Below are 26,193 nucleotides of genomic sequence, written 5' to 3'. Positions count from 1 at the left end.
GGCAGTGCGTGATTCTGGGCACAAAGTCCTAGTCGCGCGCGGCCACGCTCCAGGCGATGCCGTCCAGGATGTCGTGCTCGGAGGTGATGACCTCGGTCAGCGAGCCACCCGCGGCCGCGACCTCCCGCTGGACGCGCAGCACCACCTCGCGCCAGATCAGGGCACCGGCGGCGATCACGTCGACCCGGCCCGGGTGCATGAAGCCGAGGGCGGCACGCGAGTCGCGGTCCCGCGCGATCAGGTCCTCGCAGGCGTCGACCACCTGCTGCACGGTGAGGGTGGCGCCGTCGATCCGGTCGGGACGGTAGCGGTCCAGACCCAGGGCGTGGGCGGTGACGGTGGTGACCGATCCGGCGACGCCGACCAGGGTGCGGGTGTGGCCGACCGGCACGTCGGCGAGGGCGACGTCGAGGGCGGCGTGCACGTCGGCGACCGCTGCCTCGATCTGCTCGGGGGTGGGCGGGTCGGTGCGCAGGTGCCGCTCGGTGATCCGCACGCAGCCGACGTCCATCGAGTGGGCGGCGGAGGGAGACCCTTCGCCCAGGACCACCTCGGTGGAGCCGCCGCCCAGGTCGATCACCAGGTACGGCCCCGGCTGGGCGAGCACCCCGGTGGCACCGCGGAACGACAGCGACGCCTCCTCGACCCCGCCGATCACCTCCGGCTCGACGCCCAGCGCGTCCCGGACCCCGGCGACGAACTCGTCCCGGTTCTCGGCGTCCCGGGAGGCGCTGGTGGCGACGAACCTGATCGCCTCCACCCCGAGGTCGGCGCAGATCGCGGCGTAGCGACGAGCGGCGTCCAGGGTGCGCGCCAACGCCTCCGGGGCGATCCGGCCGGTGCGGTCCACGCCCTGCCCGAGCCGGACCACCTCCATCCGGCGCTCCAGGTCGACCAGGGTCCCGGCGGTCGGATCGACGTCCGCCACCAGCAGGCGGATCGAGTTGGTCCCACAGTCGATGGCAGCCACACGCGTCACGACGGGCATCCTTCCATCCCGGCGAACCGGGGTCATGCGGGCGAGGGTCAGCAGGTGCAGTGGTCGGGGCGCCAGGTGTCCCGCAGGCGCAGCAGCACCTCGTCGCCGACCGGGTTCACCCCGGGGCCGGCGGCCAGCGCGTGCCCGAGCAGCGCGTGCAGGCACTTCACCCGGGTCGGCATGCCACCGGCCGAGATACCGGCGATCTCCTCGACCTCACCCAGCTCGGCGCGGTCGGCGAGGTAGGCCTCGTGCGCGCGCTGGTAGGCGGCGGCGACCGGCTCGGTGCGCACCCACTCGGTGAGGCCGACCATCTGACCGGTCGCCTCCAGGGTGCTCGCCCCGGCGACCGCCTCCGGGCTGGTCAGGTAGTAGGTGGTCGGGAACGGACTGCCATCGTCCAACCGGGGCGATGTCCGCACGACGAGCGGTCGACCGCAGACGCACCGGGCGGCCACCCCCACCACGCCGCGGGCGGGGCGGCCCAACTGCTCGCGCAGCACGTCGAGGTCCTGCGCGGTGACCTCCGGGCGGCTGCGGTCGGCGCTGGGCACCTCGGCGGAGTCGGGCAGGGCGACGGGCAGGTCGGTCACTTCGGTCCTCACGGGGTCGGACGGCGTCGGACGCGCGTCACGGGGTGGCGGTCGGCTGGGGGACATTCTCCCCCGAGCTCGACTGCTGGGTGTCATCGGTGCCGGCCACCCCGGCGACCTGCACCGAGTCCCAGATCTGGGCGTACCAGGGCCGGGTCGGATCGGCCTGGACCGCCGGGCCGTCCCCCGTCTGCCCGGACGGGGTCGATTCCGGCACCGTCTCCGGGTCGGCGACCCGCAGGGCCTGCTCGCCGGGCATCACGAAGGCCAGCCGCTCCCGGGCCTGCGCCTCCACGTAGGCGGGATCGGACCAGCGGTCGAGTTCGGCCTGCAGGTCCTCGTTGCGCTGCTGGGCCGCCGCGACATCGGCCCGGGACTGCTGGAGGGACACCTGCTGGTTGAGGTACTGCCGCAGGGTGGGGAACACCAGGATGAACGCCACCGCGACCACGATCAGCATCACCAGGGCGCGCACGGTGAACAGCCGCGGCACCCGCTGCTGCACCGTCTCCGCCCCACCGCCACGGCCGCCACCGGACCCGGTGCGGGCGGCAGGGCGGGCCGAGGCCGGACGGCTGGCCGACGACTTCGGTCCACCGGATCGGGTCGGGCGCACCCGCGGCGGGGTGGGACGGGGGGCACCGCCGGCCGGGCGCAGGGTGGCCGGGCGCTTCTCCTGCTCCGCCGCCTGACCCGGCACCCTGCGGCGGTCGACCGCCTGCTCCCCCGACTCCGGCGCACGTCCGGCACCCGGGCGCGGGGCGGCGGGGCGGCGGGGGGCGGACATGCGGTCGATTCTGCCGTGTCCGACCGGTGGGCACCGGGACGTGGGGCGCTGCGTGTTGGGTGCCGAGCGACACACCATCGACCGGCGGATCCCCGCGTCGGCGGCGGCCGGGCCCGAACGCGCCGGAGGCCGGCGACCCGCAAAGGGCCACCGGCCTCCGGTACTGGTCGAGCTGAGCGCTCAGGCCTTCCAGCGCGGGAAGGCGGTGGCGCCGGCGTAACGACCGGCGTCGTCCAGCTCCTCCTCGATCCGGAGCAGCTGGTTGTACTTGTTGATCCGCTCGCCGCGGGCCGGGGCACCGGTCTTGATCTGACCGGCGTTGGTGGCCACCGACAGGTCGGCGATAGTGACGTCCTCGGTCTCACCGGAACGGTGCGAGGTCATCGTGGTGAAACCGTTGCGCTGGGCCAGGGTGACGGCGTCCAGGGTCTCGGTCAGGGTGCCGATCTGGTTCAGCTTGACCAGCAGGGAGTTGGCGGCCTTGAGCTCGATGCCCTTGGCCAGACGCTCCGGGTTGGTCACGAACAGGTCGTCGCCGACGATCTGGACCTTGTCACCGATCTCGGCGACCAGCTGCGACCAGGTGCCCCACTCGTCCTCGGACAGCGGGTCCTCGATGGAGACCAGCGGGTAGTCGCGCACGAGCTGCTCGTAGAACGCGATCATCTCGGCCGGGGAGGTGGCCTTGCCCTCGAACTGGTAGGCACCGTCCTTGAAGAACTCGGTGGAGGCCACGTCCAGGGCCAGACCGACGTCCTTGCCCGGGGTGAAGCCGGCCTGCTCGATGGCGACCAGGATCAGGTCCAGGGCGGCGCGGTTGGACTCGAGGTTCGGCGCGAAGCCACCCTCGTCACCCAGACCGGTCGACAGGCCCTTGCTCTTCAGCACGGACTTGAGGGAGTGGTAGACCTCGGCGCCGGTGCGCAGGGCCTCCCGGAAGGTGGTGGCACCGATCGGCGCGACCATGAACTCCTGGATGTCCACGTTGGAGTCGGCGTGCGACCCACCGTTCAGGATGTTCATCATCGGGACCGGCAGCACGTGGGCGTTCGGGCCACCGACGTAGCGGAACAGCGGCAGGTCGGCCGAGTCGGCAGCGGCCTTGGCCACGGCCAGCGAGACACCGAGGATGGCGTTCGCGCCCAGCTTGCCCTTGTTCGGGGTGCCGTCCAGCTCGATCAGGGCCTGGTCCACGAGGCGCTGCTCGGAGGCCTCGAAGCCGATGATCTCCGGGGCGATCTCGTCGATGACGGCGTTGACAGCGCCCTCGACACCCTTGCCCAGGTAGCGGGACTTGTCGCCGTCACGACGCTCGACGGCCTCGAAAGCACCGGTCGACGCGCCGGAGGGGACACCGGCACGCGCGATGGTGCCGTCGTCGAGGGCGACCTCGACCTCCACAGTGGGGTTGCCGCGCGAGTCAAGGATCTCGCGGGCGCCGACGGCCTCGATGGTGGCCATGCGTGCTCCTTCGAATGCGGATGGGTATGCGACCTCAGCCTAGTGCCGTCGGGCGCGGGAGTCGTCGGGACCTTCGGTGAACAGTTGTCCCGGCACGGTGGTGCGGGTCAGAGCGCCTGCACGATCGCCTCGACCTGGGCCTTGGCGTCACCGAAGAGCATCGCGGTGTTCTCGCGGAAGAACAGCGGGTTCTGCACCCCGGCGTAACCGGTGGCCATCGACCGCTTGAACACGATCACCTGCCCGGCATCCCACACCCGCAGCACCGGCATCCCGGCGATCGGCGAGTGCGGGTCGTCCAGCGCGGCGGGGTTCACGGTGTCGTTGGCACCGATCACCAGCACCACGTCGGTGTCGGCCAGGTCGTCGTTGATCTCGTCCATCTCCAGGACGATGTCGTAGGGCACCTTGGCCTCGGCCAGCAGCACGTTCATGTGACCGGGCAGGCGTCCGGCGACCGGGTGCACGCCGAAGCGGACGTCGATGCCCTGGGCGCGCAGCCGGGACACCAGGTCGGCGACCGGGTACTGCGCCTTCGCCACCGCCATGCCGTAGCCCGGGGTGATGACCACGGTCTTCGCGGACTTCAGCAGCTCGGCGACCTCGGCGGCCTGGATCTCCCGGTGGTCGCCGTAGTCCTGGTCGCCCCCGGCAGCGGGTGCGCCGCCGTCGGAGCCGAAGCCGCCGAGGATGACGCTGACGAACGAACGGTTCATCGCCCGGCACATGATGAAGCTGAGGATGGCACCGGAGGAGCCGACCAGGGCCCCGGTGATGATCAGCAGGTCGTTGCTGAGCATGAAGCCGGTCGCCGCGGCAGCCCAGCCGGAGTACGAGTTCAGCATCGAGACGACCACCGGCATGTCACCGCCGCCGATCGCCGCGACCAGGTGCCAGCCCAGGGCCAGGGCGATCACGGTCATCAGCAGCAGCGGGACCAGACTCGGCTCGGCCAGGAACCAGGCCAGCAGGCCGGCGCTGACCACCAGGGCACCCAGGTTCAGCCAGTTGCGGCCGGGCAGGGTGAGCGGCGCCGACTTCATCCGGCCGGACAGCTTGAGGTAGGCCACGATCGAACCGGTGAAGGTGACGGCACCGATCAGCACACCGAGGAACACCTCGACCAGGTGCACGCTGTCGGGGCGCGGGGCGTAGACCTCGCCGCTGAGCGGGGCATAGGCGAACCAGCCCGAGGTCTCGACCTCGGTGAGGAACGAGTTGATCCCCACCAGCACGGCGGCCAGACCGACGAAGCTGTGCAGGATCGCGATCAGCTCGGGCATCTGGGTCATCTCGACCCGGCGCGCCCGCCAGACACCGACCGCCGCACCGACGATCAGCACCAGGGCGATCAGCAGCAGGGTGACCAGGGCGTCCCGCTCGGAGCGGTCGATCGCCAGCACGATGGTGGCGACCAGGGCCAGCACCATGCCGACCATGCCGAGCAGGTTGCCGCGCCGGGCGGTCTCCTGCCGGGACAGCCCGGCCAGCGACAGCACGAACAGCACCGCGGCGATCACGAAGGCCGCCTGCACGGCGGAGGTCAGCCGCGAGGTCGGGTCGACCGCCTCCAGGGCGGCCGGGAACAGGGCGGACATCAGGCGTCCTCCTTCCGGAACATGCCGAGCATCCGGTAGGCCACCAGGAAGCCGCCGAAGATGTTGATGCTGGCCACGGTCGCCGCGACCAGGCTGAGGGCCGTCACCCAGGGGTTGTCCGAGCCGATCTGCAGCAGGGCGCCGACCAGGATGATGCCGCTGATCGCGTTGGTCTGGGCCATCAGCGGGGTGTGCAGCGAGTGCGTCACCTTGCTGATCACGTAGTAGCCGACGAAGCAGGCCAGCACGAAGACGGTGAAGTGACCCAGGAATGCCGCCGGGCCGAAGGTCATCGCCAGACCGAGCAGCACGGCGCCGAGCGCCAGGCCGATCATCTGGCGCTGACCCTTCCGCCGGGCATCGGCGCGCTGCCGGGCGGCCGTGGCAGCCGGGTCCGCCACCGGTGCGGCGGGGGCGGCGGTCGGCTGAGCGGCCGACACCTGGACCGGGGGCGGCGGCCAGAGCACGCTGCCGTCGTGGGCCACGGTCATCCCGCGCTGCACCACGTCGTCCAGGTCGAGGACCAGCTCGCCGTCCTTGCCCGGCGTGAGCAGCTTCATCAGGTTGACCACGTTGGTGCCGAACAGCTGCGACGTGTGCCGCGCCATCCGGCTGGTGAGGTCGGTGTAGCCCAGGATCGTGACCCCGTTCGGCGTGACGACTTTCTCCCCCGGGACGGTCAGCTCGCAGTTGCCGCCGCCGGAGGCCGCCAGGTCCACGATCACGCTGCCCGGGCGCATCGCGGCGACCATCTCGGCGGTGATCGTGCGCGGTGCGGTCCCCCGGACCAACGCGGTGGTGATGACGATGTCCGCCCGCGCGGTCTCGGCCGCGTACATCTGCGCGGTGAGGCGCTCCTGCTCGGCGGTCAGCGCGGAGGCGTACCCGTCGCTGGAGACTTCCTGCTGCGGGAGCTCGGCCTGCACGAAGCTGGCGCCCATCGACTCGATCTGCTCCCCGACCTCGGGACGCACGTCGAAGGCCCGCACCTGCGCACCCAGGCTGCCGGCGGCACCGATCGCCGCCAGGCCGGCGACCCCGGCACCGATCACGAAGACGGTGGCCGGCGGGGTCTTGCCCGCGGCGGTGACCTGGCCGGTGAACATGCCGCCGAACTCCTCGGCGGCCTCGATCACCGCCCGGTAACCGGCGACGTTCGACATGCTGGACAGCACGTCCAGCGCCTGGGCCCGGGAGATCCGGGGCACGGCATCCAGCGCGAGGCCGGTGACCCGCCGCTCGGCGAGGGCGTCGACCAGCTCGGGGTGCCCGGCCGGGGCCATCGTCGCGATCACGGTCGCCCCCGGTCGCAGGCTGTCCACCTGCGCGGCGGTCGGGGCGGCGACCAGGGTCACCACATCACTCGACCACACCGTCCCGGCGTCACCGACCTGCGCCCCGGCGTCGGCATAGGCGGCGTCCGGGAAACCGGCTGCCTCCCCCGCGGTCGACTCGACCACGACCTCGTAGCCGAGCTTGCCCAACTGGGCGACGGTGGCCGGAGTCGCGGCGACCAGGCGTTCGCCCTGCCTGCTCTCCTTCGGCACGCCGATCCTCATCAGCTCTCCTTCTGATCGTGGTGCGTGTGGTCGTCATCCTGCCGAGCGGGTCGGTGACCAGGCGCAGGACCATCGGCCCAGCGACCCGATCCGAGCGGTGGAACCGGGCCGACCCCGGGCCGGACGGTCTCAGTCGGTGGACTCTGCGGCCCGGAGCGCGTGCTCCCAGTCCCGAGCGCTGCGGCGCAGCTCGCCCTCGGCGTCCAGTCCCTGCGCCTGGGCCTCCATGACCAGAGCCAGCAGTCGGGCGCCCAGCGACCCGTCGGCGGGTGGCGGCACCGTCAGGTCGGTGCGGTGCGCACGGGAGGCGACCTTCTGCGCGCGGGCCAGGGCGCCCAGGCCGAGCGGGATGCCGTCGAAGACCGACGCGCGGGCCTTCTCGGCCTTCTTGATCTGCTCCCACTGCCGGTACACGCCCTCGGCGTCCTCGGTCTGCGCGTCGGCGAAGACGTGCGGGTGGCGGCGGATCAGCTTGGCGACCAGATCGGCGGCGACCTCGTCGATGCCCCACGGGTGCCGCGGGTCCTCCTGGGCGATCCGGGCGTGGAAGACCACCTGCAGCAGCAGGTCGCCGAGCTCCTCGCGCAGGTTCTCCCGGTCGCCGTTCTCCACCGCCTCGACGACCTCGAAGGCCTCCTCGACGGCGTAGGGGACCAGCGACTCGTGGGTCTGCTGGGCGTCCCACGGGCAGCCGCCGGGCGAGCGCAGGCGGTCCATCACCGCCACCAGCTCGCGTAGCGGATCGGTCGGCACGGAGTCGACCCCTGTCGTGGTCCCTGCCTCGGGCTCGGTCACGGCGTGGCGGTGGCCGCGTCGGTCTGCACCAGCCACGGGTAGGAGCCCGGCAGGCCGGAGTCCTCGTCGATGGCGTACCGCGGGCTGACCCGGACGTCCAGGTCGGCGAGCTTCTGGTCCAGCTCGCTGCCCGCCTGCTGCACCTGCTGCGGGGACAGCTGGTTCAGGCCGGTGCTGACCGCCGACAGCCGGAGCATGGCCAGCGAGGAGTCGGTCAGGTCGACGTCGGAGTCCAGGCCGAGCTGGTCCGCGGTGGAGGTGTAGAGGTCGGTGAGCTGCTGGTCGGTGAAGGCGATGCCGAACTCCTGACCCACCTCGGTGAACGCCGGTTCCTGACCGAGCAGCGCGGCGAGCTGACCGACGGCGAGCTGGCCGTTGAACAGCGGCCCGACCTGCTCGTAGGCGGTCTGGACGTCGTGCTCGCTGATCGACCGGCCGTCGACCACCACCGCCGCGCCGGGGGTGCCCCCGCCGCAGGCAGCCAGGGACGCGGCGACCACGCCCGCTCCGATGATCGCGCCGAGCCGGTGACGGGTGGACATCCGTTGTCTCCCTGGTGGTAGGTCGTGTGGTCCTCGCATGCTAGGCCCTCGCCCTGGTCAGCGGGTGGTGCCCACCGTCGCCGCGGCCGACACGTCGCCCAGGATCACGGCGTCGATCAGCTCACGCACCCAGTCCAGGATCGCGCCGCCGTGCAGGGGCTTGCCGCCGATCCGGGCGGTGGTCGGGAACGGCACCAGGACGGTGCGCAGCGCGGGCTTGAGCACCGTGCCCGGGTACAGCCGCTTGAGCCGCAGCTGCGCCGACTCGGGCAGTTCCACCGGCGCGAACCGGACGAACTTGCCCTGGGCGGTGATGTCGGTGAGTCCGGCCCGACGGGCATGCAGCCGGAACCGGGCGACGGCGAACAGGTTGGCCGCCGCCTCCGGGATCGGGCCGTACCGGTCGATCAGCTCGGCGGAGATCTCGGCCAGGGTCGCCTCCTCGGTGGCGTTCGCCAGCTTCTGGTACGCCTCCAACCGCAGCCGCTCGTGGGCGATGTAGTCGTGCGGGATGTGCGCGTCGACCGGCAGCTCGATGGTCATGTCCGGCACCTCCTCCGGCTGGTCGCCGCGATAGGACGCCACCGCCTCGCCGACCATCCGGATGTACAGGTCGAAGCCGACGCCCTCGATGTGCCCGGACTGTTCGCCACCGAGCAGGTTGCCGGCGCCGCGGATCTCCAGGTCCTTCATCGCCACCGCCATCCCGGCACCCAGATCGGTGTTCGCCGCGATGGTGGCGAGCCGGTCGTGGGCGGTCTCGGTCAGCGGCTTCTCCGGCGGGTACAGGAAGTACGCGTAGGCCCGCTCGCGGCCACGGCCCACCCGGCCGCGCAGCTGGTGCAGCTGGGACAGGCCCAACCGGTCGGCGCGCTCCAGGATCAGGGTGTTCGCGTTCGAGATGTCCAGACCGGTCTCGACGATGGTGGTGCAGACCAGCACGTCGAACTTCTTCTCCCAGAAGTCGGCGATCACCTGCTCCAGCTCGTGCTCGTTCATCTTGCCGTGCGCGACCGCGATCCGGGCCTCGGGCACCAGCTCGTTCAGCCGGGCGGCGGTGCGGTTGATCGACTCGACCTTGTTGTGGACGTAGAACACCTGGCCCTCGCGCAGCAGCTCGCGGCGCAGGGCGGCGGCGATCTGCTTCTCCTCGTAGGGGCCGACGAAGGTCAGCACCGGGTGCCGCTCCTCCGGCGGGGTGGCGAGGGTGGACATCTCCCGGATGCCGGTGACCGCCATCTCCAGGGTGCGCGGGATCGGGGTGGCCGACATCGCCAGCACGTCGACGTTGGTGCGCAACGCCTTGAGCGTCTCCTTGTGCTCGACGCCGAACCGCTGCTCCTCGTCGATGATGACGAGGCCGAGGTCCTTGAACCGGATCTCCCCAGTGATCAGACGGTGGGTGCCGATCACGATGTCGATGCTGCCGTCCCGCAGCCCGTCGACCACCGCCTCGGACTCGGCCTTGGTCTGGAACCGGGACAGCGCCTTCACGGTGACCGGGAACCCGGCGTACCGCTCGGAGAACGTCTCCAGGTGCTGCTGGACCAGCAGGGTGGTGGGCACCAGCACGGCGACCTGCTTGCCGTCCTGCACCGCCTTGAACGCCGCACGGACCGCGATCTCGGTCTTGCCGTAGCCGACGTCGCCGCAGATCAGCCGGTCCATCGGGATCGACTTCTCCATGTCGGCCTTGACCTCGTCGATGGTGGCCAGCTGGTCGGGGGTCTCCACGTACGCGAAGGCGTCCTCCAGCTCGCGCTGCCACGGGGTGTCCGGCCCGAAGGCGTGTCCCTGGGTGGCCATCCGGGCGGAGTACAGCCGGACCAGCTCGCCGGCGATCTCCTTGACCGCCTTGCGCGCCCGGCCCTTGGTCTTGGTCCAGTCGGCGCCGCCCATCTTGTTCAGGCTGGGCGACTCGCCGCCGACGTACTTGGTCACCTGGTCGAGCTGATCGGTGGGCACGAAGAGCCGGTCGCCCGGCTGGCCCCGCTTGGAGCTGGCGTACTCGATCACCAGGTACTCGCGGGTGGCCGCGGCCGCGCCGGTGCCGATGGTGCGGGAGATCAGCTCCACGAACCGCCCGACGCCGTGCTGCTCGTGGACGACGAAGTCGCCGGGGCGCAGCTGCAACGGGTCGACGACATTGCGCCTGCGCGAGGGCATCCGGCGCATGTCCTTGGTGCTGCTGCCCGCGCGCCCGGTCAGGTCGGACTCGGAGAACACCGCGAGCCGCAGCTCCTCGGCGACGAAGCCGGGGCCGAGCTGCGCCGGGGTCACCAGCACCACACCGCCCTCGGGACGCTCGTCCAGCGCCGGGAGCAGGCGGGCCGGGACGTCCGCGGCCTTCAGCTGCTCGGTCATCCGCTGCGCCGGGCCGTGCCCCTCGGTGGTCAGCACCAGGTGCCAGCCCTGCTGCTGCAGGGCACGCACGTCGTTCACGGCACGGTCGACGTCCCCGCGGTAACGCTCCACCTCCCGGGCGGCGACCACCACGGTCTGGTCGCCCTCGGTGCGCAGGTCGTCGTCGACGTGTTCAACCGCGTCGGCGTCCAGGGTGAACGGGCTGAGCGTCCACCAGCCCAGACCACGGACGGCCGCCAGCGCCCGGACCTCGGCGAAGGAGGCGAAGGAGGCGGCGGACAGGTCGAGCGGGGTGGCGGCACCGGCGGCGGCGGAGGTCCAGGCGGCTGCCAGGAACTCCTCGGTGGTGGCGACCAGGTCGTGGGCACGGCGACGCACCCGCTCCGGGTCGGCCACCACCATCAGAGCGTCGTCGGGCACCAGGTCCAGCACCGGGACCATCGTGTCGACCAGGGCCGGGGTCAACGACTCCATGCCCTCGACCGCGATGCCCTGGGCCATCTTGTCCAACATCTCGATGGCGCCGGGCAGCTGCGCGGTCAGCTCCTGCGCGCGGGCGCGCACGTCCTCGGTGAGCAGCAGCTCCCGGCAGGGCGGGGCCCACAGCCCGTGCTCGGAGACCTCGAGCGACCGCTGGTCGGCGACCGAGAACCAGCGGATCTCCTCGACGTCCTCGCCCCAGAACTCGACCCGCATCGGGTGGTCCTCGGTGGGCGGGAACACGTCCAGGATGCCACCGCGGACGGCGAACTCGCCGCGCCGCTCGACCATGTCCACCCGGCTGTAGGCGGCGGCGGTCAACCGGTCGGCGACGTCGGTGAGGTCGGCGGTGTCCCCGGGGTTCAGCGACACCGGCACCAGCTCGCCCAGGCCCTCGACCACCGGTTGCAGCAGGGCGCGCACCGGCATGACCAGCACCCGGATCGGTCCGGTGTGGCCCGGCTCGGGGTCCGGGTGCGCCAGGCGGCGGAAGACCGCGAGGCGGCGGGCCACGGTGTCGGCGCGGGGCGACAAGCGCTCGTGCGGGAGCGTCTCCCAGCTGGGCAGCACGGCGATGTCGTCGTAGGGCAGGTAGCAGCGCAGGGCGGCGGCCAGCTCGTCCGCGTCCCGGCCGGTGGCGGTGACCACGACCAGGGGCCGGCCCGTCAGCTCGGCGGCACCGGAGTGCGCGGCGGCACCGGCCATCGCGGCCAGCAGCGGCGGGCGGATCCCCGGGGGCCCGACCACGTCGAGCTCACCGCGGGCACGCACCGACTCCACGGCTCGGGCGATGGCCGGGTCGTCGAGCAGCAGCGGCAGCAGACCTGCGACGTTCATGGAACCCCTTCGACAGCACGAGGACCCCGAATCCTGTGGGACCCGGGGTGCGCAACGATTCTACGAGCGGGGACCGACATGGCGCCGGTCGGGTGGCTCACACCGAGCGGGCGTGCAGCTCCGGGCGGCTGAACGGTGCCGGGTCGGGCAGTCCACCGCACGCGAATCCGAGGCCGAAGCCGGTGTCCCAGCACAGGGCGGCGAGGTCGCCCCGGGTGCGGATCCTGGCGGCTCGGGCCGCGACCAGGGCGGCGCGGCGGAGCACCCGGGTCGCGCCGTGCGGTCCACCGGGGGCGGGGCGACTCGAGGTCGGGTCGGGGTCCGGTGCGCTCAGGTGCCCGTAGCGGGTCGTCAGCCAGCGTTGGCCCATCCCGGTGTTGCGCCCTTGCCGCCACGCGCCCCGCAGCCCGGTGCGCAGCCGCATGTGCACCACCGCCTCCGGCGCGAACCGCAGGGCGACGCCGGAGAGCTGGGCCCGCCAGCACAGGTCGGTGTCCTGCAGGAAACGAGCACCGACGTCGAAGCCACCGAGGGCGTGGAACAGGTCGGCGTGGACCGCGAGGTTGCTGGCGCTGGCGTGGCCGAGCCAGGACAGCGGGGCGGTGGCCTGCAGGCCGGTCACCTGGGGCAGTGCGCGGGAGCGCCGGGCGTCGTCGTCGTTGAGCAGATCCCAGTCCAGGCGACCCGCCACCAGCGGCGCCGCCGACAGGGCAGCGGCGATCCGGGTCACCCAGTCGTCGGCGACCACGTCGTCGGCGTCGCAGAACACCAACCACCGACCCTCCGCAGCGAGGGCGCCGAGGTTGCGGGCGTGACCGGCACCGGGGAAGTCGCCCGCGTCGATCAGGCGGACGTCGGGTCGGTCACGGACCAGGTCCCGGGTGCCATCGGTGGAGCCGTTGTCGGCGACCACCACCTCCCAGTCCAGGTCGGCGCGCTGCCGGGCGAGGGCGTCGAGCTGAGCGGGCAGGGTCGATGCGGCGTTGCGGGCCGCGATCACCACGGTCAGATCCATCGCTGTCCATTCCCCGCGCGCTTCCGGCACACCCGGCTCGGTCCGTGCTCCACCGGGCGGTCAGTACCGTTCCGGGCCGTAGTCGATCCGGTAGTGCTGCTCCCGGGGTCGGTCGCCGATCGGCCGGGCGGGGACGCCGCCGACCACGGTCCACGGTGGGACGTCCTCGGTGACGACGGCACCGGCGGCGACCACCGCGCCCTCACCGATGGTGACCCCGCGCACCACCGTGCTCCGGCTGGCGAGCCACGCCCGGTCACCGATCACGATCGGGCCGAGACGACCGGCGAAGCCGGGATCGCGGTGGTCGTGGTCGGCGGTGATCAGCAGCACGTGCGAGGCGATCACCACGTCGTGCCCGATGTCGATGCCGCCCCGGGCGTCGACCTGGCAGAACCGGCCGATGTGACAGCGACCGGCGATCCGCAGGTTGCCCGGTTCCAGCACCTCGGAGCCGCCGAACAGGTAGACGTGCTCACCCAGGTCAGCGCCGAGGCGACGCAGGGCGGCGATCCGGAGCCGGTTGCTCGGGATGTCGGTCAGCAGGCGGTTGAACAACAGCTCACCTCGGGCACCCATCAGTGACCTCCGCGCAGCAGGGCCGCGACCGCGACCGGGGTGTGGTCGGACTCGATCAGGGCGCGGCCGATCGCCCCGCGCCGCGCGCGCTCGGCGGGATCGCGCACCAGGGCGGACACGGCGGCGGCCAGGTCCTCCGGGCCGTCGACCACCACTGCCCCGGCCCGGCCCAGCAGCTCGCGGGCACCACGGTCGTCGTTGGTGACCAGGGCGCAGCCGTGTGCGAGGGCGGCGATCACCGGACCGCTCACCGCGTGCCGGTTCGCGCCACCGGACCACCCGTCGCGCCGCCACCGGACCACGATCGCTGCCCGGGCGAAGGCGGCACGGACCCCGGCCTCGTCCGTGAAGCCGAGCAGGTCGACCCGGTCGGTGAGCCCGAGGTCGGCGGCCAGGGCGGCGATGGCGGTGGCCGCGTCGTCCGGGCAGGCACCGACCGCGAGACGCCAGTCGGCGGGCAGGGTGTGCAGCACAGGGAGCAGGGGCAGCACGTCGGCGGCGGCGGCGACGTAGCCGGGGACCAGGATCGTGCGCTGCTCCCCCGCCACCGTCGGCGGCAGGGCGGCGACGTGCGGGAGCACCTCGACGGCGCGGGTGAGGCGGTGGGTGCTGGTCAGGACCGCGGCTCCCGAGGGGGCGAGGCAGAACACCCGTTCGGCGCGGGCGAGCAGACCGCGTTCGGCGCGCCGTCCCAGCGTGTCGGACAGCAGGGCCGCCACGCGACGGCCGCCGCGCCGGTCGAGCAGCCGACCGAAGAACGCGCCACCGGACAGCGCGGGAACGTCGTGCACCATCAACCAGATCCGGGCGCCCCGACGGCTCAGCCACCAGGCCGCCCAGAACTCGGCGAGGCCGCGGCCCGCCTGTTCGACGACCAGGACGGTGCCCGGGACGGCGACCTCGGGGCGGAGGCGGCGGATCAGCCGGGCCGCGAGCGGGAACGACTGCGAGGCGGCGGGCTGGGCGGGGAGCGGGACGGTGGAGGTCGGGGCGACCTCGGCGAGGGCATCCCGGAACACGGCCGCGTAGGCGGCGACCCCGCTGGGGCTCGGGGGCATCCGGGTCAGGTGCAGCAGGCGCCCGGGCGCCGCGAGGTCGGGAGGCGCGCTCTCGCGGGGCGCGAGGTCGCCAGGCGCGCTCTCGCGGGACGCGAGGTCGGCAGTTGGGGCCGGGTCGGGGGCGGCGAAGTGTCGACCTCGGGCGCGGACTGCCGACCTCGGCGCGGTGGCGGGGCCGGGCGGGGTGGCGGCGGGGTGGGGCGGGGGTGGGGGCGGGGGGATCGTGGGGCGGGGCGGTGGGGGCGGGGTCATTGGGGGCGGCTTCGGCGGAGGGCGTCGCGGGTGCGGACGGCGGCGCGCTGGGTGGACTCGATGGCGCCGAGCAGGCGGGTGCGGCGACGGGGCAGGTCGGCGAGCAGGGTGCCGTCGTGTTCGGCGGCGATCAGGGAGCCGGACAGCTGGCCGACCGTGTGCAGGGCCGCCACCGCGAAGCCCGCCCGACCGTCCCGCCAGACGCCGGAGAACACCGTGGTGCGGGCGAACTCGCGGAGCAGGGCGATCGGGTCGTCGATCCGGACGGTGGTGTCGGCGCGGCTGGCGGCGTAACGCAGCACCTTCTCCTGGGTCTGGTCGATGCTGCGGAAGTTGAGATGCAGGATCGGCGGCACGGTGGCGGGGGCGTCGATCGCGGGTCCGTCGAACTCCGGCGGCCGGTGCGCGGGGACGGTGGCGCTGTACCGGGTGCGGGTCCGGTGGACCAGGGCGTATTTGGCGCTGCCCTGCAGGCTGTGCCGGAGCAGCCGACCGAAGGCCACGTTGTCGTAGCGCAGCCGCACCCCGGCGATCCCCGGGTCGGCGATCACCGGGTCGAGGGTGGCGCGGTACCCGGTGGGCAGGTGCTCGTCGGCGTCCACGAACAGCACCCAGTCGGTGTCGAGCGCCTCGAGGGCGTGCTGTCGGACCCGCTCGGCGACCGGGACATCGGGGACAGCGATCACCTCGGCACCGTGCTGGTGCGCGACCCGCACGGTGTCGTCGGTGGAGGCCATGTCGCAGACCAGGACCCGGTCGAAGCCGGTCAGCAGGGGCAGGCAGTCCCGGAGCAGGTCGGCCTCGTTCCGGGAGAACACCACGGCGCTCACGCTGACGGGGCTGGTCATGGCGGCGAGCGTACGGTCGCGGCGCACCGGATCGGAGCCGCCGACAGGGTGAAACCGGACAATATCCACATATTCGCCCATAGCGGGCGGCTAGCGTGACCGTCATGTCTCACGTGATCGTGGTGGGTGGCGGCATCGTCGGGCTGGCGACCGCCGCACGATTGGCGGCCCGCGGCGACCGGGTCACCGTGCTGGACAAGGAGGATGGCCTCGCCCGGCACCAGACCGGCCGCAACTCCGGGGTGATCCACTCCGGGCTGTACTACCCCGAGGGCAGCCTCAAGGCGCGGATGGCCACCGCGGGCGCCCGGTCGATGGCCGCCTTCGCCGCCGAGCACGGGGTGCCGGTGCAGGTGTGCGGGAAGCTGGTGGTCGCCACCGAGGAGTCGGAGCTGCCGGGGCTGCACAAGCTGGCCGCCCGGGCGGCCGCCAACAAGGTGCCGGCCCGGCTGCTGGACCCGGCGCAGGTGCGCGCGTACGAACCGCAGGTGCGGGCGGTCGCCGCCCTCCGGGTGGAGAGCACCGGGATCGTGGACTACGCCGGGGTGTGCCGGGTGCTGGCAGGTCAGATCGAGGCCGCCGGTGGCCGGATCCTGCTCGGCGAGGCGATGCTGGCCGCCAGGACCGTGGGCGCGCGGGTCCAGGTCCGCACCTCCGTGACCGACCGGGAGGCGGACGGCCTGGTGGTCTGCGGTGGGCTGCACGCCGACCGACTCGCCCGGGCCAGCGGGCTGAACCCGGCCGCCCGGATCGTGCCGTTCCGCGGCGAGTACTACGGGCTGAGCGAGACAGCCGCGGAGCTGGTGCACGGACTGATCTACCCGGTGCCGGACCCGCGGTTCCCGTTCCTGGGGGTGCACCTCACCCGGGGGATCGACGGGCACGTGCACGCCGGACCGAACGCGGTGCTGGCCCTGGCCCGCGAGGGGTACACCTGGGGGAAGGTGTCGGCGCGTGACGTGGGCGACGCCCTGAGCTGGCCGGGGTTGTGGCGGATGGGGGCGCGGAACTGGCGACCCGGGGCGGCGGAGGTGCTGCGGTCGCTGTCACCTGCCGCTTTCGCCCGGAGCCTGTCCCGCCTGGTCCCCGGGATCACCGCCGACGACCTGGTGCCGGCGCCGGCCGGGGTCAGGGCGCAGGCGGTGCGCCGGGACGGCGGGCTGGTGGACGACTTCCTGGTGCAGACGGCACCGGGCCAGGTGCACGTGCTGAACGCCCCGTCACCGGCCGCGACCGCGGCGCTGGAGATCGCGGCGCACCTGGTCGGGGAGCTGGACCGGGTGCTGCCGGGCACGGCAGTCAGGCGACCGCCGAGCGCGGGTCGCCGCTGGAGGTGATGCGAACCGGCTCGGGGTCGGTGATCGGGGCGAAGGCATAGCCCAGCCCGAAACCGAGGTCCCAACCCCACGCGCCGAGGTCGCCGAGTGAGCGCACCCGACCCAGAGCGCGCGCGGTGACAGCGCCCCGGTGCAGAAGTCGTCGGGCTCGGCCGCTGTGGGGTCCGGCCGGCTCGACGGAAGCGGTGGTCGACACCTGCTCCCGATAGCGGCGGGCGAGCCAGTGTTCCCCGGAGCCGTAGTGGTAGCCCTGACTGAATGCCGTGCGCAGGGTGCCGCGCAGCCGGACGTGCACCAGCGCCTCCGGGACCCAGACCAGCGGGACACCGGCCAGCCGCAGCCGCCAGCACAGGTCGGTGTCCTCCAGGAAGAGCGCGTCCGGGTCGAAGCCACCGACCGCGCGGAACAACTCACGCCGCAGGCCGAGGTTCCCCGCCCCCGCATGCGCCCAGTCGGGGAACGGCTCGGTGCGTTGCAGCCCGTCCTGCTGCGGCAGCGAACGGCTGCGCCGCACTCGGTCGGTGTTGAGCAGGATCCCGTCGAACCGGCCCGCGACGAAGCTGTGGTGGGCAAGGGCCCGGTGCATGGCCGCCAACCAGTCGTCGGCGACCACGTCGTCCGCATCGCAGAACACCACGTCACGCCCCGTGGCTGCCTCGACGCCGATGTTCCGGGCGGCGCCGGCACCGCGGCGGGCGGAGGCGTCGATCACCCGCAGTCGTGGCAGCCGGTCGGCCCAGGCGGCGGCGAGCTCGCGGGTGCCGTCGGTGGAGCCGTTGTCGGCGATCAGCACCTCCCATGCGGCGTCCACCCGTTGCCGGGCCAGCGCGGCGAGCTGCTGGTCGAGGGTCCCGGCCGCGTCGAAGGCGGCGATCACCACGCTCAGGTTCATGTCCACAACTCCCGGATCACCGCCCGCACCCGGGGGTGACGGGCGAGCAGGTCGCCGACGGTGCGGGGCTGCCAGTCGGAGAGTCGGTCCAGCAGGAGCCGGGAGGCTTCGGCACGGTCGAAGGTCGGCAGTCGTTCGCCCGGACCGAGGGTGTCGGGGTCGGCGCGGGTGTCGTGCAGCAGCAGGATCCCGCCCGGATGGACAGCGGCGGCGGCGCGGTCGGCGATCACGGCGGTCGGGTCGTCCTGCCAGTCGCTGGCCCACCCGGACCAGATCACCACGTCCAGCCCGTGCCGTCGCCAGCCGCCCAGCATCGCCGGGGTGTGCGCACCGTAGGGCGGCCGGAAGAACCTGATCCGGGCGCCGGACAGCGACTCGACGGTGGCGCGGGCGGCGACCACCCGACGGACGGCCTCCCGTGCTGACAGCCGGGTGAGCCGCCGGTGGTCCTGGCCGTGCAGGGCGAGCTCGTGGCCCTCGGCGACGATCCGGCGCAGCAGGTCGGGGTGCCGGGTCGCGGCATCGGCGAGCACGAAGAAGGTGGCGTGCACGCCGCGCTCCGCGAGCAGGTCGAGCAGGGCGGGGGTGTGCGCCGGATCCGGGCCGTCGTCGTAGGTCAGGGCGAACTCCGGCGCGGGGGTGTCGACGCAGAACGTGGGGGCGATCGGCGCGAGCACCGCGAGGCCGGGTCGGGTGCGCAGCGGCCGGGGGGCGGGGGACCCGAAGTCCCCGAGGTCCCGCCGCAGCACGACCCGGTCACCGGGGGCGGGTCGCGTGGTGCGCGCAGCCGGCGCGGGGTCGCGTGTGCCCGGGGCAGGGTGGGAGTGCACGCTCGGGGCGGCGCGGTGCGCGGACTCGGTCATGGCGACTCCCGATGGCTGGGTGGGCGACACCAGTGTGGTCGCCTGTCGCGCACACACTGTCCGTTTTGGGGGTTTTCACCCGATTGGGCGCGCGGCCCGGCGGGACTCCGCCTGCCGCCCCCGAGAACGACGACACCACCATCCCCGGGACCTGCCGCACTCCCCCGGATGGCCCAACTCGCCCCGCGACGACGGCACGCGTCCGCATGCCCGCGACCAGCACATCTATCCAACCAGCCCTGCCCGATCCGTCTTGAATGTCCGTTTTCACCCGATGGAACCTGTTTGGGGGGAAATGCCCGGGCTAGCCTCCTCGCAGACCGCTGAACGGCCCTCACCCCGCCCCCAGGAGCAGCCATGAGCACCATCGCCCCGGCCGACATCCCCGTCGTGATCCTCTGCGGCGGGATGGGCACCCGGCTGCGTGAGGCATCGGAGAAGCTGCCCAAGCCGCTGGTGGACATCGGTGGCCGACCGATCCTCTGGCACATCATGAAGTCCTACAGCGAGCACGGCTTCCGCCGGTTCGTCCTGGCACTGGGCTACAAGAGCGACCTGATCAAGCAGTACTTCCTGGACTACCGCCACCTGACCAGCGACTTCACCCTGCATCTGGGCACCGAGGAGCAGCCGGTCTTCCACCAGACCTCGGGCACCGAGGACTGGGAGATCACCTTCGTGGAGACCGGGTTGCAGACGGCCACCGCCGCCCGGATCCGCCGGGTCGCCGACCACCTGGACGCCGACCGGTTCGCATTGACCTACGGCGACGGCATCGGCGACGTGGACATCACCGGCGTGCTGGCCCATCACGTCCATGCCGGACTGCTGGGCACCCTGACCGGCGTGCACCCCTCCAGCCGGTACGGCGAGATGCGGGTGGACGGCGACACGGTGGTCGAGTTCAACGAGAAGCCGACCCTGGCGGACGGCTGGGTCAACGGCGGGTTCTTCGTCTTCGAGCGGGAGTTCGTGGACAAGTACCTCGACGACGACCCGGCGGTGATGTTGGAGAGCGTGCCGCTGCAGCAGTTGGCGCGGGACCGGCAGCTGTCGGTCTTCGAGCACGAGGGCTTCTGGATGGGGATGGACACCTTCCGGGACTGGACCGAGCTGAACGGCCTGTGGGACGCCGGCCGTGCCCCGTGGAAGATCTGGGAGGACTGAGGTGCGCATCCTCGTCACCGGCACCGGGGGGTACCTCGGCAGCCTGCTCGCCCCGACCCTGATGGCCGAGGGCCACGACGTGACCGGCCTGGACACCGGCTACTACGCGGAGGGCTGGCTGTATCACGGGGTGCCCGCCACCCCCCGCACCCTGGTGCGCGACATCCGTGAGGTCACCGCCGACGACCTGCGCGGCTACGACGCCGTGGTGCACATGGCCGAGCTGAGCAACGACCCGATCGGCGACCTGCTGGGCGAGGTGACCTACCGGATCAACCACGAGGGGTCGGTCCGCCTGGCCACCGCGGCGAAGGCGGCCGGGGTGCGCCGGTTCGTGTACATGTCGTCCTGCTCGGTGTACGGGGTGGCCGACGGCACGGTGGACGAGGACAGCCCGGTCGACCCGCAGACCGCCTACGCCCGCTGCAAGGCGCTGGTGGAACGCGATGTCACGGCGCTGGCCGACGACGACTTCTCCCCCACCTTCCTGCGCAACGCCACCGCCTTCGGTGCCTCGCCCCGGCAGCGCTTCGACATCGTGCTGAACAACCTGGCGGGACTCGCCTGGACCACGCACCGGATCGCGATGACCTCGGACGGCACCCCGTGGCGACCGCTGGTGCACGGCCTGGACATCGCGCAGGCGATCCGGCTGGTGCTGGCGGCACCCCGGGAGTCGGTGCACGCGGCGGTGCTGAACGTCGGCTCGGACGCGAACAACTACACGGTGCGGCAGATCGCCGAGACCGTGGGCGCGGAGTTCCCCGGCTGCGAGGTCAGCTTCGGGGAGCCGAGCTCCGACAACCGCAGCTACCGGGTGTCCTTCGCCCGGATCCGCCAGGTGCTGCCCGGGTTCGAGACCGCCTGGGACGCCGCCGCCGGTGCCGCCCAGCTGCACCGGGTGTTCACCCAGATCCAGTTGGACGACGCCACCTTCACCGGCCGGGGACACACCCGGCTGGCCCAGATCGAGCACCTGCTGAAGACCGGGCAGCTCGACCCCGACCTGTTCTGGACGGTGCAGCCGTGAAGTACACCCCGACCGCCGTGGCCGGCGCGCAGATCGTGGACCTGGAACCGCGCGAGGACGACCGCGGGTTCTTCGCCCGGACCTTCGACACCACCGAGTTCGCCGCGCACGGGCTGGACACCGCGGTGGCGCAGGGCAACCTGTCCTTCAACCACCGCGCCGGGACGCTGCGCGGGCTGCACCGTCAGGTGCCGCCGCACGCCGAGGGCAAACTGGTGCGCTGCACCCGGGGCGCGATCGTGGACGTGGCGGTGGACGTCCGGCCCGGGTCGCCGACCTTCGGTGCGCACGTCCTGGTCGAACTGACCGCCGACAACCACCGGGCGTTGTTCATCCCGCCCTACGTCGCCCACGGGTACCAGACCCTGGTGGACGACACCGAGGTGTCCTACCAGGTCAGCGGCCCGTACGCGCCGGGGGGCGAGCAGTCGTTCCGCTGGGACGACCCGGCGTTCGGGATCGACTGGCCGCTGCCGGTGTCGGTCATCTCCGCGAAGGACGCCGCCGCGCCGCTGCTTCAGGCGGTGGCCCGGTGATCATCATCGACTCCCTGTTGACCGAGCGGCAGCGCTCCGGGCGACCGATCCGGGTCGCCCTGATCGGCGCCGGGTTCATGGGCCGCGGACTGGTGAACCAGATCGTGCATTCGACCCCGGGCATGGAGGTGACGGTGATCGTCGCCCGCCGACCCGAGCAGGGGGTGCGGGCGTTCGCCGAGGCGGGCATCGAGCGGGTCGCCCACGTCGATTCGGCCGCCGCGCTCGACCGGGTCGGCGGCCCCGCCGTCACCGAGGACCATCTGGTCGCGCTCCGATCCGACCTGGTCGACGTCGTGGTGGACGTGACCGGCGCGGTGGAGTACGGCGCCCGGGTCGCCCTGGACTGCTTCGAGTACGGCAAGCACCTGGTGCTGATGAACGCCGAGGTCGATGCCACGGTCGGACCCGAACTGGCCCGCCTGGCCGACAAGGCGGGTGTGGTCTACACCGGCTGCGACGGCGATCAGCCCGGTGTGCAGCTGAACCTGCACCGGTTCGTGACCGGCCTGGGCCTGACCCCGCTGGTCGCCGGGAACATCAAGGGACTGCAGGACGAGTACCGCACCCCCACCACCCAGAAGGCGTTCGCCGAGCGCTGGGGCCAGGACCCGCACATGGTCACCTCCTTCGCCGACGGCACCAAGGTGTCGGTGGAGCAAGCACTCGTCGCCAACGCCACCGGGATGAGCGTGCACCGGCGCGGGATGCTCGGCCGCGACCACGACGGCCACGTCGACGAGCTGACCGGCCGCTACGACGTGGACGAGCTGCGCGCCCTCGGCGGTGCGGTCGACTACGTGGTCGGCGCCAGGCCCGGGCCCGGGGTCTACATCCTGGCCAGCCACGACGACCCGAAGCAGCGGCACTACCTGGAGCTGTACAAGCTCGGCACCGGGCCGCTCTACTCCTTCTACCAGCCGTACCACCTGTGCCACTTCGAGGTGCCGACCACCATCGCCCGGGCTGCTCTGCTCGGCGACGCGACGATCCGGCCGCTCGGCGCACCGACGGTCGAGGTGGTCACCACCGCCAAGACCGACCTAACGGCCGGGACCGTGCTGGACGCGCTCGGTGGGTACCACTACTACGGGCAGGCCGAGCGGGCGGACGTCACCCGGCGGGAGTCGTTGCTGCCGGTCGGGGTCGCGGAGGGGTGCGTGCTGGTGCGCGACGTCCCGCGCGACGCGACGCTGACGTACGCGGATGTGACGGTGCCGGAGGGGCGGGTCGTGGACCGGCTGCGGGTGGATCAGGCGGCGCTGACATGACCCGGGCCCTCGCCTTCTACCTGCCCCAGTTCCACCCCATCCCGGAGAACGATCAGTGGTGGGGACCGGGCTTCACCGAGTGGACCAACACCGCCAAGGCCCGCCCGCTGTTCCGCGGCCACGTCCAACCGCATCTGCCCGCCGACCTGGGGTTCTACGACCTGCGCGTCCCGGAGACCCGGCAGGCCCAGGGCGAGCTGGCCCGGGAGTACGGGGTGGAGGCGTTCGTCTACTGGCACTACTGGTTCGGTGCCGGTCGGCGCATCCTGGAGCGGCCGTTCGCCGAGGTGCTGGCCAGTCGGGAGCCGTCGATGGGCTTCGCGCTGGCCTGGGCGAACCAGACCTGGTCCGGGATCTGGCACGGCGCGGCGGACACGGTCCTGCTGGAGCAGACCTACCCGGGGCCGGAGGACGACCGCGCGCACTTCGCCACCGTGCTGCCGGCGTTCCTGGACGATCGCTACCTGCGGGTGGACGACCGGCCGGTGTTCTACGTCTTCCGGCCGGAGGAGCTGCCCGACCCGGCTGCCTTCGTCGACCGGTGGCAGGCGATGGCCCGCGCCGCCGGACTGCCCGGGCTGTACCTGGTGGCGGAGGTCTCCGACCTGCTCGGTGCCGGACCACGGTTCGTGGACGTCGACGCGGCGGGATTCGACGCCGGGGCGTACATGCGGATCCCGGCCCGGCGCTTGCCACTGGACGTGCTGCGGATGCGGGCCGGACGCAAGCTGCTCCATCGGCCGGAGGTCTACCGGCACGCACCGGACTATCAGGCCGCACCCACCGGGATCAGCGACCGGTTGCAACCGGTGGTCTACCCGAACTGGGACAACACACCACGGTCGGGTCGGCGCGGGCTGGCGGTGACCGGGTCGACGCCGGAGCTGTTCGCCCGGCACGTCGGTCAGGCGGCGGCGACCCTGGCCGACCGGCCGGAACAGGAGCGGCTGCTCTGGGTGAAGTCGTGGAACGAGTGGGCCGAGGGCAACTACCTGGAGCCGGATCAGGAGTTCGGGCACGGCTGGTTGGACGCGCTGCGGTCAGGGCTCAGCACCGGGTCCCGGGAACTGGCGGTGGCTCGTGGCTGACCCGCTGAAGATCGCGATGATCAGCTACTACCTGCCCTCCGGTTCCAAGATCGGGGTCGGCTTCCAGGTGCACGAGCTGGCGACCGAACTGTCCCGGCGCGGGCACACCGTGGACGTGTTCTCGGACTGCCCACCGGTGGAGGGTGCCCGCTACGGTCACCGGCACCTGCGGATGTCCGGGAGCCTGCGCAGCTTCCGGTTCGCCACCCGGGTCCGCCGTCAGGACTTCAGCGGCTACGACGTCCTGCACGCGCACGGCGACGACTACTGGCTGTGGCGGCGGCGCACCCGGGCGCACCTGCGCACGGTGCACGGCAGCTGCTTCGAGGAGGCCAAGCACATCCACGGCGCCAAGGAGAAGCTGCGGATGGCGCTGCTCGGGATGACCGAGGTGCTGGCATCGGTGGTCGCCGACCGGGTGGTGGTGGTCTCACCGCAGACCCGGCGCTGGGTGGCGCGGTCGCACGCCGTGGTGCCGAACGGGGTGGACACCGAGCGGTTCGTGCCGGGCACCGGCCAGCGCGCCGACCACCCGGTGATCCTGTTCGTCGGCACCTGGCACGGGCGCAAGCGCGGCCGGGACCTGGTCGAGCAGTTCCGCACCGTGGTGCGCCCGGCCGTGCCGGATGCCGAACTGTGGATGGTCAGTCGGGACGTGCCGGCCGGGGTCGATGGTGCGGGGATCCGGGTGCTGGGCAGGCTCTCGGACGCCGAGCTCGCCGACGCCTACCGCCGCGCCTGGGTGTTCTGCCTGCCGTCGTCCTACGAGGGATTCGGCATCCCCTACGCCGAGGCGATGGCCTCCGGACTGCCGGTGGTGGCGACCCCGAACGTCGGCGCGCGCTACGTCTCCGACCAGGGGCGGGCCGCGGTGCTCGCCGATCTGCCGGAGCTGGGCACCGCCCTGACCGCGGTGCTGACCGACCCCGACCGACGGGCGCGCCTGACCGCCGCCGGACTGGAGCGCTCGCGCACCTTCGCCCTGACCGCGGTGGCGGACGCCTACGAACGGCTCTACCTCGACACCCTGGAGACCCGCCGATGACGGACACCCCCGCCACCCCCGCGATCTGGGCGACCGGCGTGAGCAAGCACTACAAGATCGCCCTCTCCGACGACCGGCCGGTGACGGCGGCCGAGGCGCTGCTGCACCGGATGCGGCACCCGATGAGCCGGGCGCAGTTCGAGGAGTTCCGGGCACTGGACGACCTGGACTTCGACATCCCGTGGGGGTCGGCGGTCGGCATCCTGGGCCGCAACGGCGCCGGGAAGTCGACGCTGCTCAAACTCCTGACCCGGGTCGCCGCGCCCACCCGCGGCCGGATCGAGCTGGGCGGCCGGGTCGGGTCGTTGCTGGAGGTGGGCACCGGCTTCCACCCCGAGCTGACCGGCCGGGAGAACGTCTACCTCAACGGCACCCTGCTCGGCATGCGCAAGGTCGAGATCCAGCGCCGCTTCGACGAGATCGTGGCGTTCTCCGGGGTGGAGAAGTTTCTGGACACCCCGGTCAAGCGCTACTCGTCCGGGATGTACGTCCGGCTGGCCTTCGCGGTCGCTGCGCACCTGGACACCGAGATCCTCGCCATCGACGAGGTGTTGGCGGTGGGCGACGCGGAGTTCCAGGCCAAGTGCATCGAGCGGATGCGGGCGGTGGCGGCCGAGGGCAGGACGGTGCTGTACGTCTCGCACCAGATCCAGACCGTCAAGGCGCTGTGCAGCTCCGCGCTGTACCTGGAGCACGGCAAGCTGCTGCACCACGGCGATGTGGACGAGGCCATCGAGCTGTACCAGACCAGTCGGGACCGGGCCTCGCTCAGCCAGACCGACATCGACCGGCGGCCCGGCACCGGCGAACTGCGGATCACCTCGGTGGAGGTGTCGTCCCCGCTGTACCGGACCGTCGAACCGAAGACCGTCGAGTTCACGGTGTCGGCCAATCCGGACTACGTGGGCAAGTACTTCGTCTCCGCGCACGTCAACGACCGCAACGGCAGCACCCTGCTGCAGTGCGATTCCCGGGTGGGCGGCCTGTGGCTGGACCCCGGCACCGAACAGAAGATCGCCCTCACGATCAAGGAACCGTGGCTCAAGCCCGGCGAGTACTCGGTGGACCTGTTCGTGTGCAGCTCCGGGGTGCTCGACTCCTTCGAGGGCGCCGGCCGGTTCGAGATCCACCCGGTGCTGCCCTACCCGAACGCCGTCTCCGACGAGGGACTGGACAACGGTCTCGTGCTGGCCGACTTCGACTACGAGAGGCGGTGA

General features: G+C 72.5%; 23 protein-coding genes. 8 read left to right on the top strand and 15 right to left on the bottom strand.

Annotation, left to right across the window (positions count from 1 at the left end; genetic code table 11):
* Positions 1-28: 28 nt before the first annotated feature.
* The 13 genes from HGK68_RS03095 to HGK68_RS03035 all read right to left on the bottom strand — a co-directional run bounded on the left by HGK68_RS03095 (position 29) and on the right by HGK68_RS03035 (position 15,747).
* Positions 29-979 carry a Ppx/GppA phosphatase family protein gene (locus tag HGK68_RS03095; RefSeq protein WP_246260547.1) on the bottom strand — a complete coding sequence of 317 codons (951 nt, stop codon included), beginning with the start codon at positions 977-979 and terminating at the stop codon, positions 29-31.
* Positions 980-1,026: 47 nt separating this feature from the next.
* Entirely contained in the window at positions 1,027-1,572 is a 546-nt protein-coding gene (locus HGK68_RS03090) for a DUF501 domain-containing protein (protein ID WP_425483659.1), read from the bottom strand.
* A 37-nt stretch (positions 1,573-1,609) separates the two neighbouring features.
* Complete coding sequence (locus HGK68_RS16015) at positions 1,610-2,359, bottom strand: FtsB family cell division protein (RefSeq protein ID WP_246260546.1); 750 nt, start codon at positions 2,357-2,359, stop codon at positions 1,610-1,612.
* Between the two features lie 180 nt (positions 2,360-2,539).
* A complete protein-coding gene (gene eno, locus HGK68_RS03080) occupies positions 2,540-3,820 on the bottom strand; it encodes a phosphopyruvate hydratase (RefSeq protein ID WP_169164633.1) in 1,281 nt (426 codons plus the stop codon).
* Between the two features lie 107 nt (positions 3,821-3,927).
* Complete coding sequence (pntB, locus tag HGK68_RS03075; RefSeq protein ID WP_169164632.1) at positions 3,928-5,418, bottom strand: Re/Si-specific NAD(P)(+) transhydrogenase subunit beta; 1,491 nt, start codon at positions 5,416-5,418, stop codon at positions 3,928-3,930.
* Complete coding sequence (locus HGK68_RS03070; protein WP_169164631.1) at positions 5,418-6,977, bottom strand: Re/Si-specific NAD(P)(+) transhydrogenase subunit alpha; 1,560 nt, start codon at positions 6,975-6,977, stop codon at positions 5,418-5,420. The genes pntB and HGK68_RS03070 overlap by 1 nt, the downstream gene beginning before the upstream one ends.
* A 129-nt stretch (positions 6,978-7,106) precedes the next feature.
* Positions 7,107-7,772 (bottom strand): nucleoside triphosphate pyrophosphohydrolase, encoded by a 666-nt coding sequence (locus HGK68_RS03065; RefSeq protein ID WP_246260544.1) that lies wholly within the window; start codon positions 7,770-7,772, stop codon positions 7,107-7,109.
* Complete coding sequence (locus tag HGK68_RS03060) at positions 7,769-8,314, bottom strand: hypothetical protein (RefSeq protein WP_169164630.1); 546 nt, start codon at positions 8,312-8,314, stop codon at positions 7,769-7,771. Before HGK68_RS03060 ends, HGK68_RS03065 begins: the two co-directional genes overlap by 4 nt.
* A gap of 57 nt (positions 8,315-8,371) precedes the next feature.
* Positions 8,372-11,995: a transcription-repair coupling factor gene (mfd, locus tag HGK68_RS03055; protein WP_169164629.1), complete on the bottom strand. Its 3,624-nt coding sequence runs from the start codon at positions 11,993-11,995 to the stop codon at positions 8,372-8,374.
* A gap of 97 nt (positions 11,996-12,092) precedes the next feature.
* Entirely contained in the window at positions 12,093-13,010 is a 918-nt protein-coding gene (locus tag HGK68_RS03050; protein WP_169164628.1) for a glycosyltransferase family 2 protein, read from the bottom strand.
* A gap of 60 nt (positions 13,011-13,070) precedes the next feature.
* Positions 13,071-13,589 carry an acyltransferase gene (locus tag HGK68_RS03045; RefSeq protein ID WP_169164627.1) on the bottom strand — a complete coding sequence of 173 codons (519 nt, stop codon included), beginning with the start codon at positions 13,587-13,589 and terminating at the stop codon, positions 13,071-13,073.
* Positions 13,589-14,647, bottom strand: coding sequence for a glycosyltransferase (locus HGK68_RS03040; protein ID WP_169164626.1), 1,059 nt, complete (start codon positions 14,645-14,647; stop codon positions 13,589-13,591). The genes HGK68_RS03045 and HGK68_RS03040 overlap by 1 nt, the downstream gene beginning before the upstream one ends.
* 248 nt (positions 14,648-14,895) lie before the next feature.
* The gene (locus HGK68_RS03035) at positions 14,896-15,747 is read right to left on the bottom strand and encodes a glycosyltransferase (protein ID WP_169164625.1); all 852 of its coding nucleotides are present in this window, start codon (positions 15,745-15,747) and stop codon (positions 14,896-14,898) included.
* A 104-nt stretch (positions 15,748-15,851) separates the two neighbouring features.
* On the opposite strand from HGK68_RS03035, the gene lhgO reads away from it, so the two are divergent.
* Positions 15,852-17,084, top strand: a complete 1,233-nt coding sequence (lhgO, locus tag HGK68_RS03030; RefSeq protein WP_169164624.1) for an L-2-hydroxyglutarate oxidase — start codon at positions 15,852-15,854, stop codon at positions 17,082-17,084.
* Here the strand turns inward: lhgO and HGK68_RS03025 are convergent.
* Both HGK68_RS03025 and HGK68_RS03020 read right to left on the bottom strand, forming a co-directional pair.
* A complete protein-coding gene (locus tag HGK68_RS03025; protein WP_169164623.1) occupies positions 17,047-17,976 on the bottom strand; it encodes a glycosyltransferase family 2 protein in 930 nt (309 codons plus the stop codon). The two genes, lhgO and HGK68_RS03025, sit on opposite strands and share 38 nt — an antisense overlap.
* The gene (locus HGK68_RS03020; RefSeq protein ID WP_169164622.1) at positions 17,973-18,839 is read right to left on the bottom strand and encodes a polysaccharide deacetylase family protein; all 867 of its coding nucleotides are present in this window, start codon (positions 18,837-18,839) and stop codon (positions 17,973-17,975) included. The genes HGK68_RS03025 and HGK68_RS03020 overlap by 4 nt, the downstream gene beginning before the upstream one ends.
* A 357-nt stretch (positions 18,840-19,196) precedes the next feature.
* On the opposite strand from HGK68_RS03020, the gene rfbF reads away from it, so the two are divergent.
* The 7 genes from rfbF to HGK68_RS02985 are packed head-to-tail and all read left to right on the top strand — an operon-like array spanning position 19,197 to position 26,193.
* Entirely contained in the window at positions 19,197-20,006 is an 810-nt protein-coding gene (gene rfbF / locus HGK68_RS03015; protein ID WP_169164621.1) for a glucose-1-phosphate cytidylyltransferase, read from the top strand.
* 1 nt (position 20,007) lies between these two features.
* Entirely contained in the window at positions 20,008-21,036 is a 1,029-nt protein-coding gene (locus tag HGK68_RS03010; protein ID WP_169164620.1) for an NAD-dependent epimerase/dehydratase family protein, read from the top strand.
* Positions 21,033-21,572, top strand: a complete 540-nt coding sequence (gene rfbC / locus HGK68_RS03005) for a dTDP-4-dehydrorhamnose 3,5-epimerase (protein WP_169164619.1) — start codon at positions 21,033-21,035, stop codon at positions 21,570-21,572. Before HGK68_RS03010 ends, rfbC begins: the two co-directional genes overlap by 4 nt.
* Positions 21,569-22,843 carry an NAD(P)H-dependent oxidoreductase gene (locus tag HGK68_RS03000; RefSeq protein WP_169164618.1) on the top strand — a complete coding sequence of 425 codons (1,275 nt, stop codon included), beginning with the start codon at positions 21,569-21,571 and terminating at the stop codon, positions 22,841-22,843. The genes rfbC and HGK68_RS03000 overlap by 4 nt, the downstream gene beginning before the upstream one ends.
* Positions 22,840-23,931 carry a glycosyltransferase WbsX family protein gene (locus tag HGK68_RS02995; RefSeq protein WP_169164617.1) on the top strand — a complete coding sequence of 364 codons (1,092 nt, stop codon included), beginning with the start codon at positions 22,840-22,842 and terminating at the stop codon, positions 23,929-23,931. Before HGK68_RS03000 ends, HGK68_RS02995 begins: the two co-directional genes overlap by 4 nt.
* Positions 23,924-24,976 carry a glycosyltransferase family 4 protein gene (locus HGK68_RS02990; protein ID WP_169164616.1) on the top strand — a complete coding sequence of 351 codons (1,053 nt, stop codon included), beginning with the start codon at positions 23,924-23,926 and terminating at the stop codon, positions 24,974-24,976. The genes HGK68_RS02995 and HGK68_RS02990 overlap by 8 nt, the downstream gene beginning before the upstream one ends.
* Positions 24,973-26,193 (top strand): ABC transporter ATP-binding protein, encoded by a 1,221-nt coding sequence (locus HGK68_RS02985; protein ID WP_169164615.1) that lies wholly within the window; start codon positions 24,973-24,975, stop codon positions 26,191-26,193. Before HGK68_RS02990 ends, HGK68_RS02985 begins: the two co-directional genes overlap by 4 nt.

Origin of the sequence: Cellulomonas taurus (assembly GCF_012931845.1) — a bacterium.
GTDB lineage: Bacteria > Actinomycetota > Actinomycetes > Actinomycetales > Cellulomonadaceae > Cellulomonas > Cellulomonas taurus.
The sequence above is the reverse complement of the archived record's forward strand: the minus strand, read 5'-3'. Positions and strand labels throughout refer to the sequence as shown.

Coding starts and splice junctions, on each gene's coding strand:
- HGK68_RS16015 (WP_246260546.1), bottom strand. CDS start 2,359: ATGTCCGCCCCCCGCCGCCCCGCCGCCCCGCGCCCGGGTGCCGGACGT.
- eno (WP_169164633.1), bottom strand. CDS start 3,820: ATGGCCACCATCGAGGCCGTCGGCGCCCGCGAGATCCTTGACTCGCGC.
- pntB (WP_169164632.1), bottom strand. CDS start 5,418: ATGTCCGCCCTGTTCCCGGCCGCCCTGGAGGCGGTCGACCCGACCTCG.
- HGK68_RS03070 (WP_169164631.1), bottom strand. CDS start 6,977: ATGAGGATCGGCGTGCCGAAGGAGAGCAGGCAGGGCGAACGCCTGGTC.
- HGK68_RS03060 (WP_169164630.1), bottom strand. CDS start 8,314: ATGTCCACCCGTCACCGGCTCGGCGCGATCATCGGAGCGGGCGTGGTC.
- mfd (WP_169164629.1), bottom strand. CDS start 11,995: ATGAACGTCGCAGGTCTGCTGCCGCTGCTGCTCGACGACCCGGCCATC.
- HGK68_RS03050 (WP_169164628.1), bottom strand. CDS start 13,010: ATGGATCTGACCGTGGTGATCGCGGCCCGCAACGCCGCATCGACCCTG.
- HGK68_RS03045 (WP_169164627.1), bottom strand. CDS start 13,589: ATGGGTGCCCGAGGTGAGCTGTTGTTCAACCGCCTGCTGACCGACATC.
- HGK68_RS03040 (WP_169164626.1), bottom strand. CDS start 14,647: ATGCCCCCGAGCCCCAGCGGGGTCGCCGCCTACGCGGCCGTGTTCCGG.
- HGK68_RS03035 (WP_169164625.1), bottom strand. CDS start 15,747: ATGACCAGCCCCGTCAGCGTGAGCGCCGTGGTGTTCTCCCGGAACGAG.
- lhgO (WP_169164624.1), top strand. CDS start 15,852: ATGTCTCACGTGATCGTGGTGGGTGGCGGCATCGTCGGGCTGGCGACC.
- HGK68_RS03025 (WP_169164623.1), bottom strand. CDS start 17,976: ATGAACCTGAGCGTGGTGATCGCCGCCTTCGACGCGGCCGGGACCCTC.
- HGK68_RS03020 (WP_169164622.1), bottom strand. CDS start 18,839: ATGACCGAGTCCGCGCACCGCGCCGCCCCGAGCGTGCACTCCCACCCT.
- rfbF (WP_169164621.1), top strand. CDS start 19,197: ATGAGCACCATCGCCCCGGCCGACATCCCCGTCGTGATCCTCTGCGGC.
- HGK68_RS02995 (WP_169164617.1), top strand. CDS start 22,840: ATGACCCGGGCCCTCGCCTTCTACCTGCCCCAGTTCCACCCCATCCCG.
- HGK68_RS02985 (WP_169164615.1), top strand. CDS start 24,973: ATGACGGACACCCCCGCCACCCCCGCGATCTGGGCGACCGGCGTGAGC.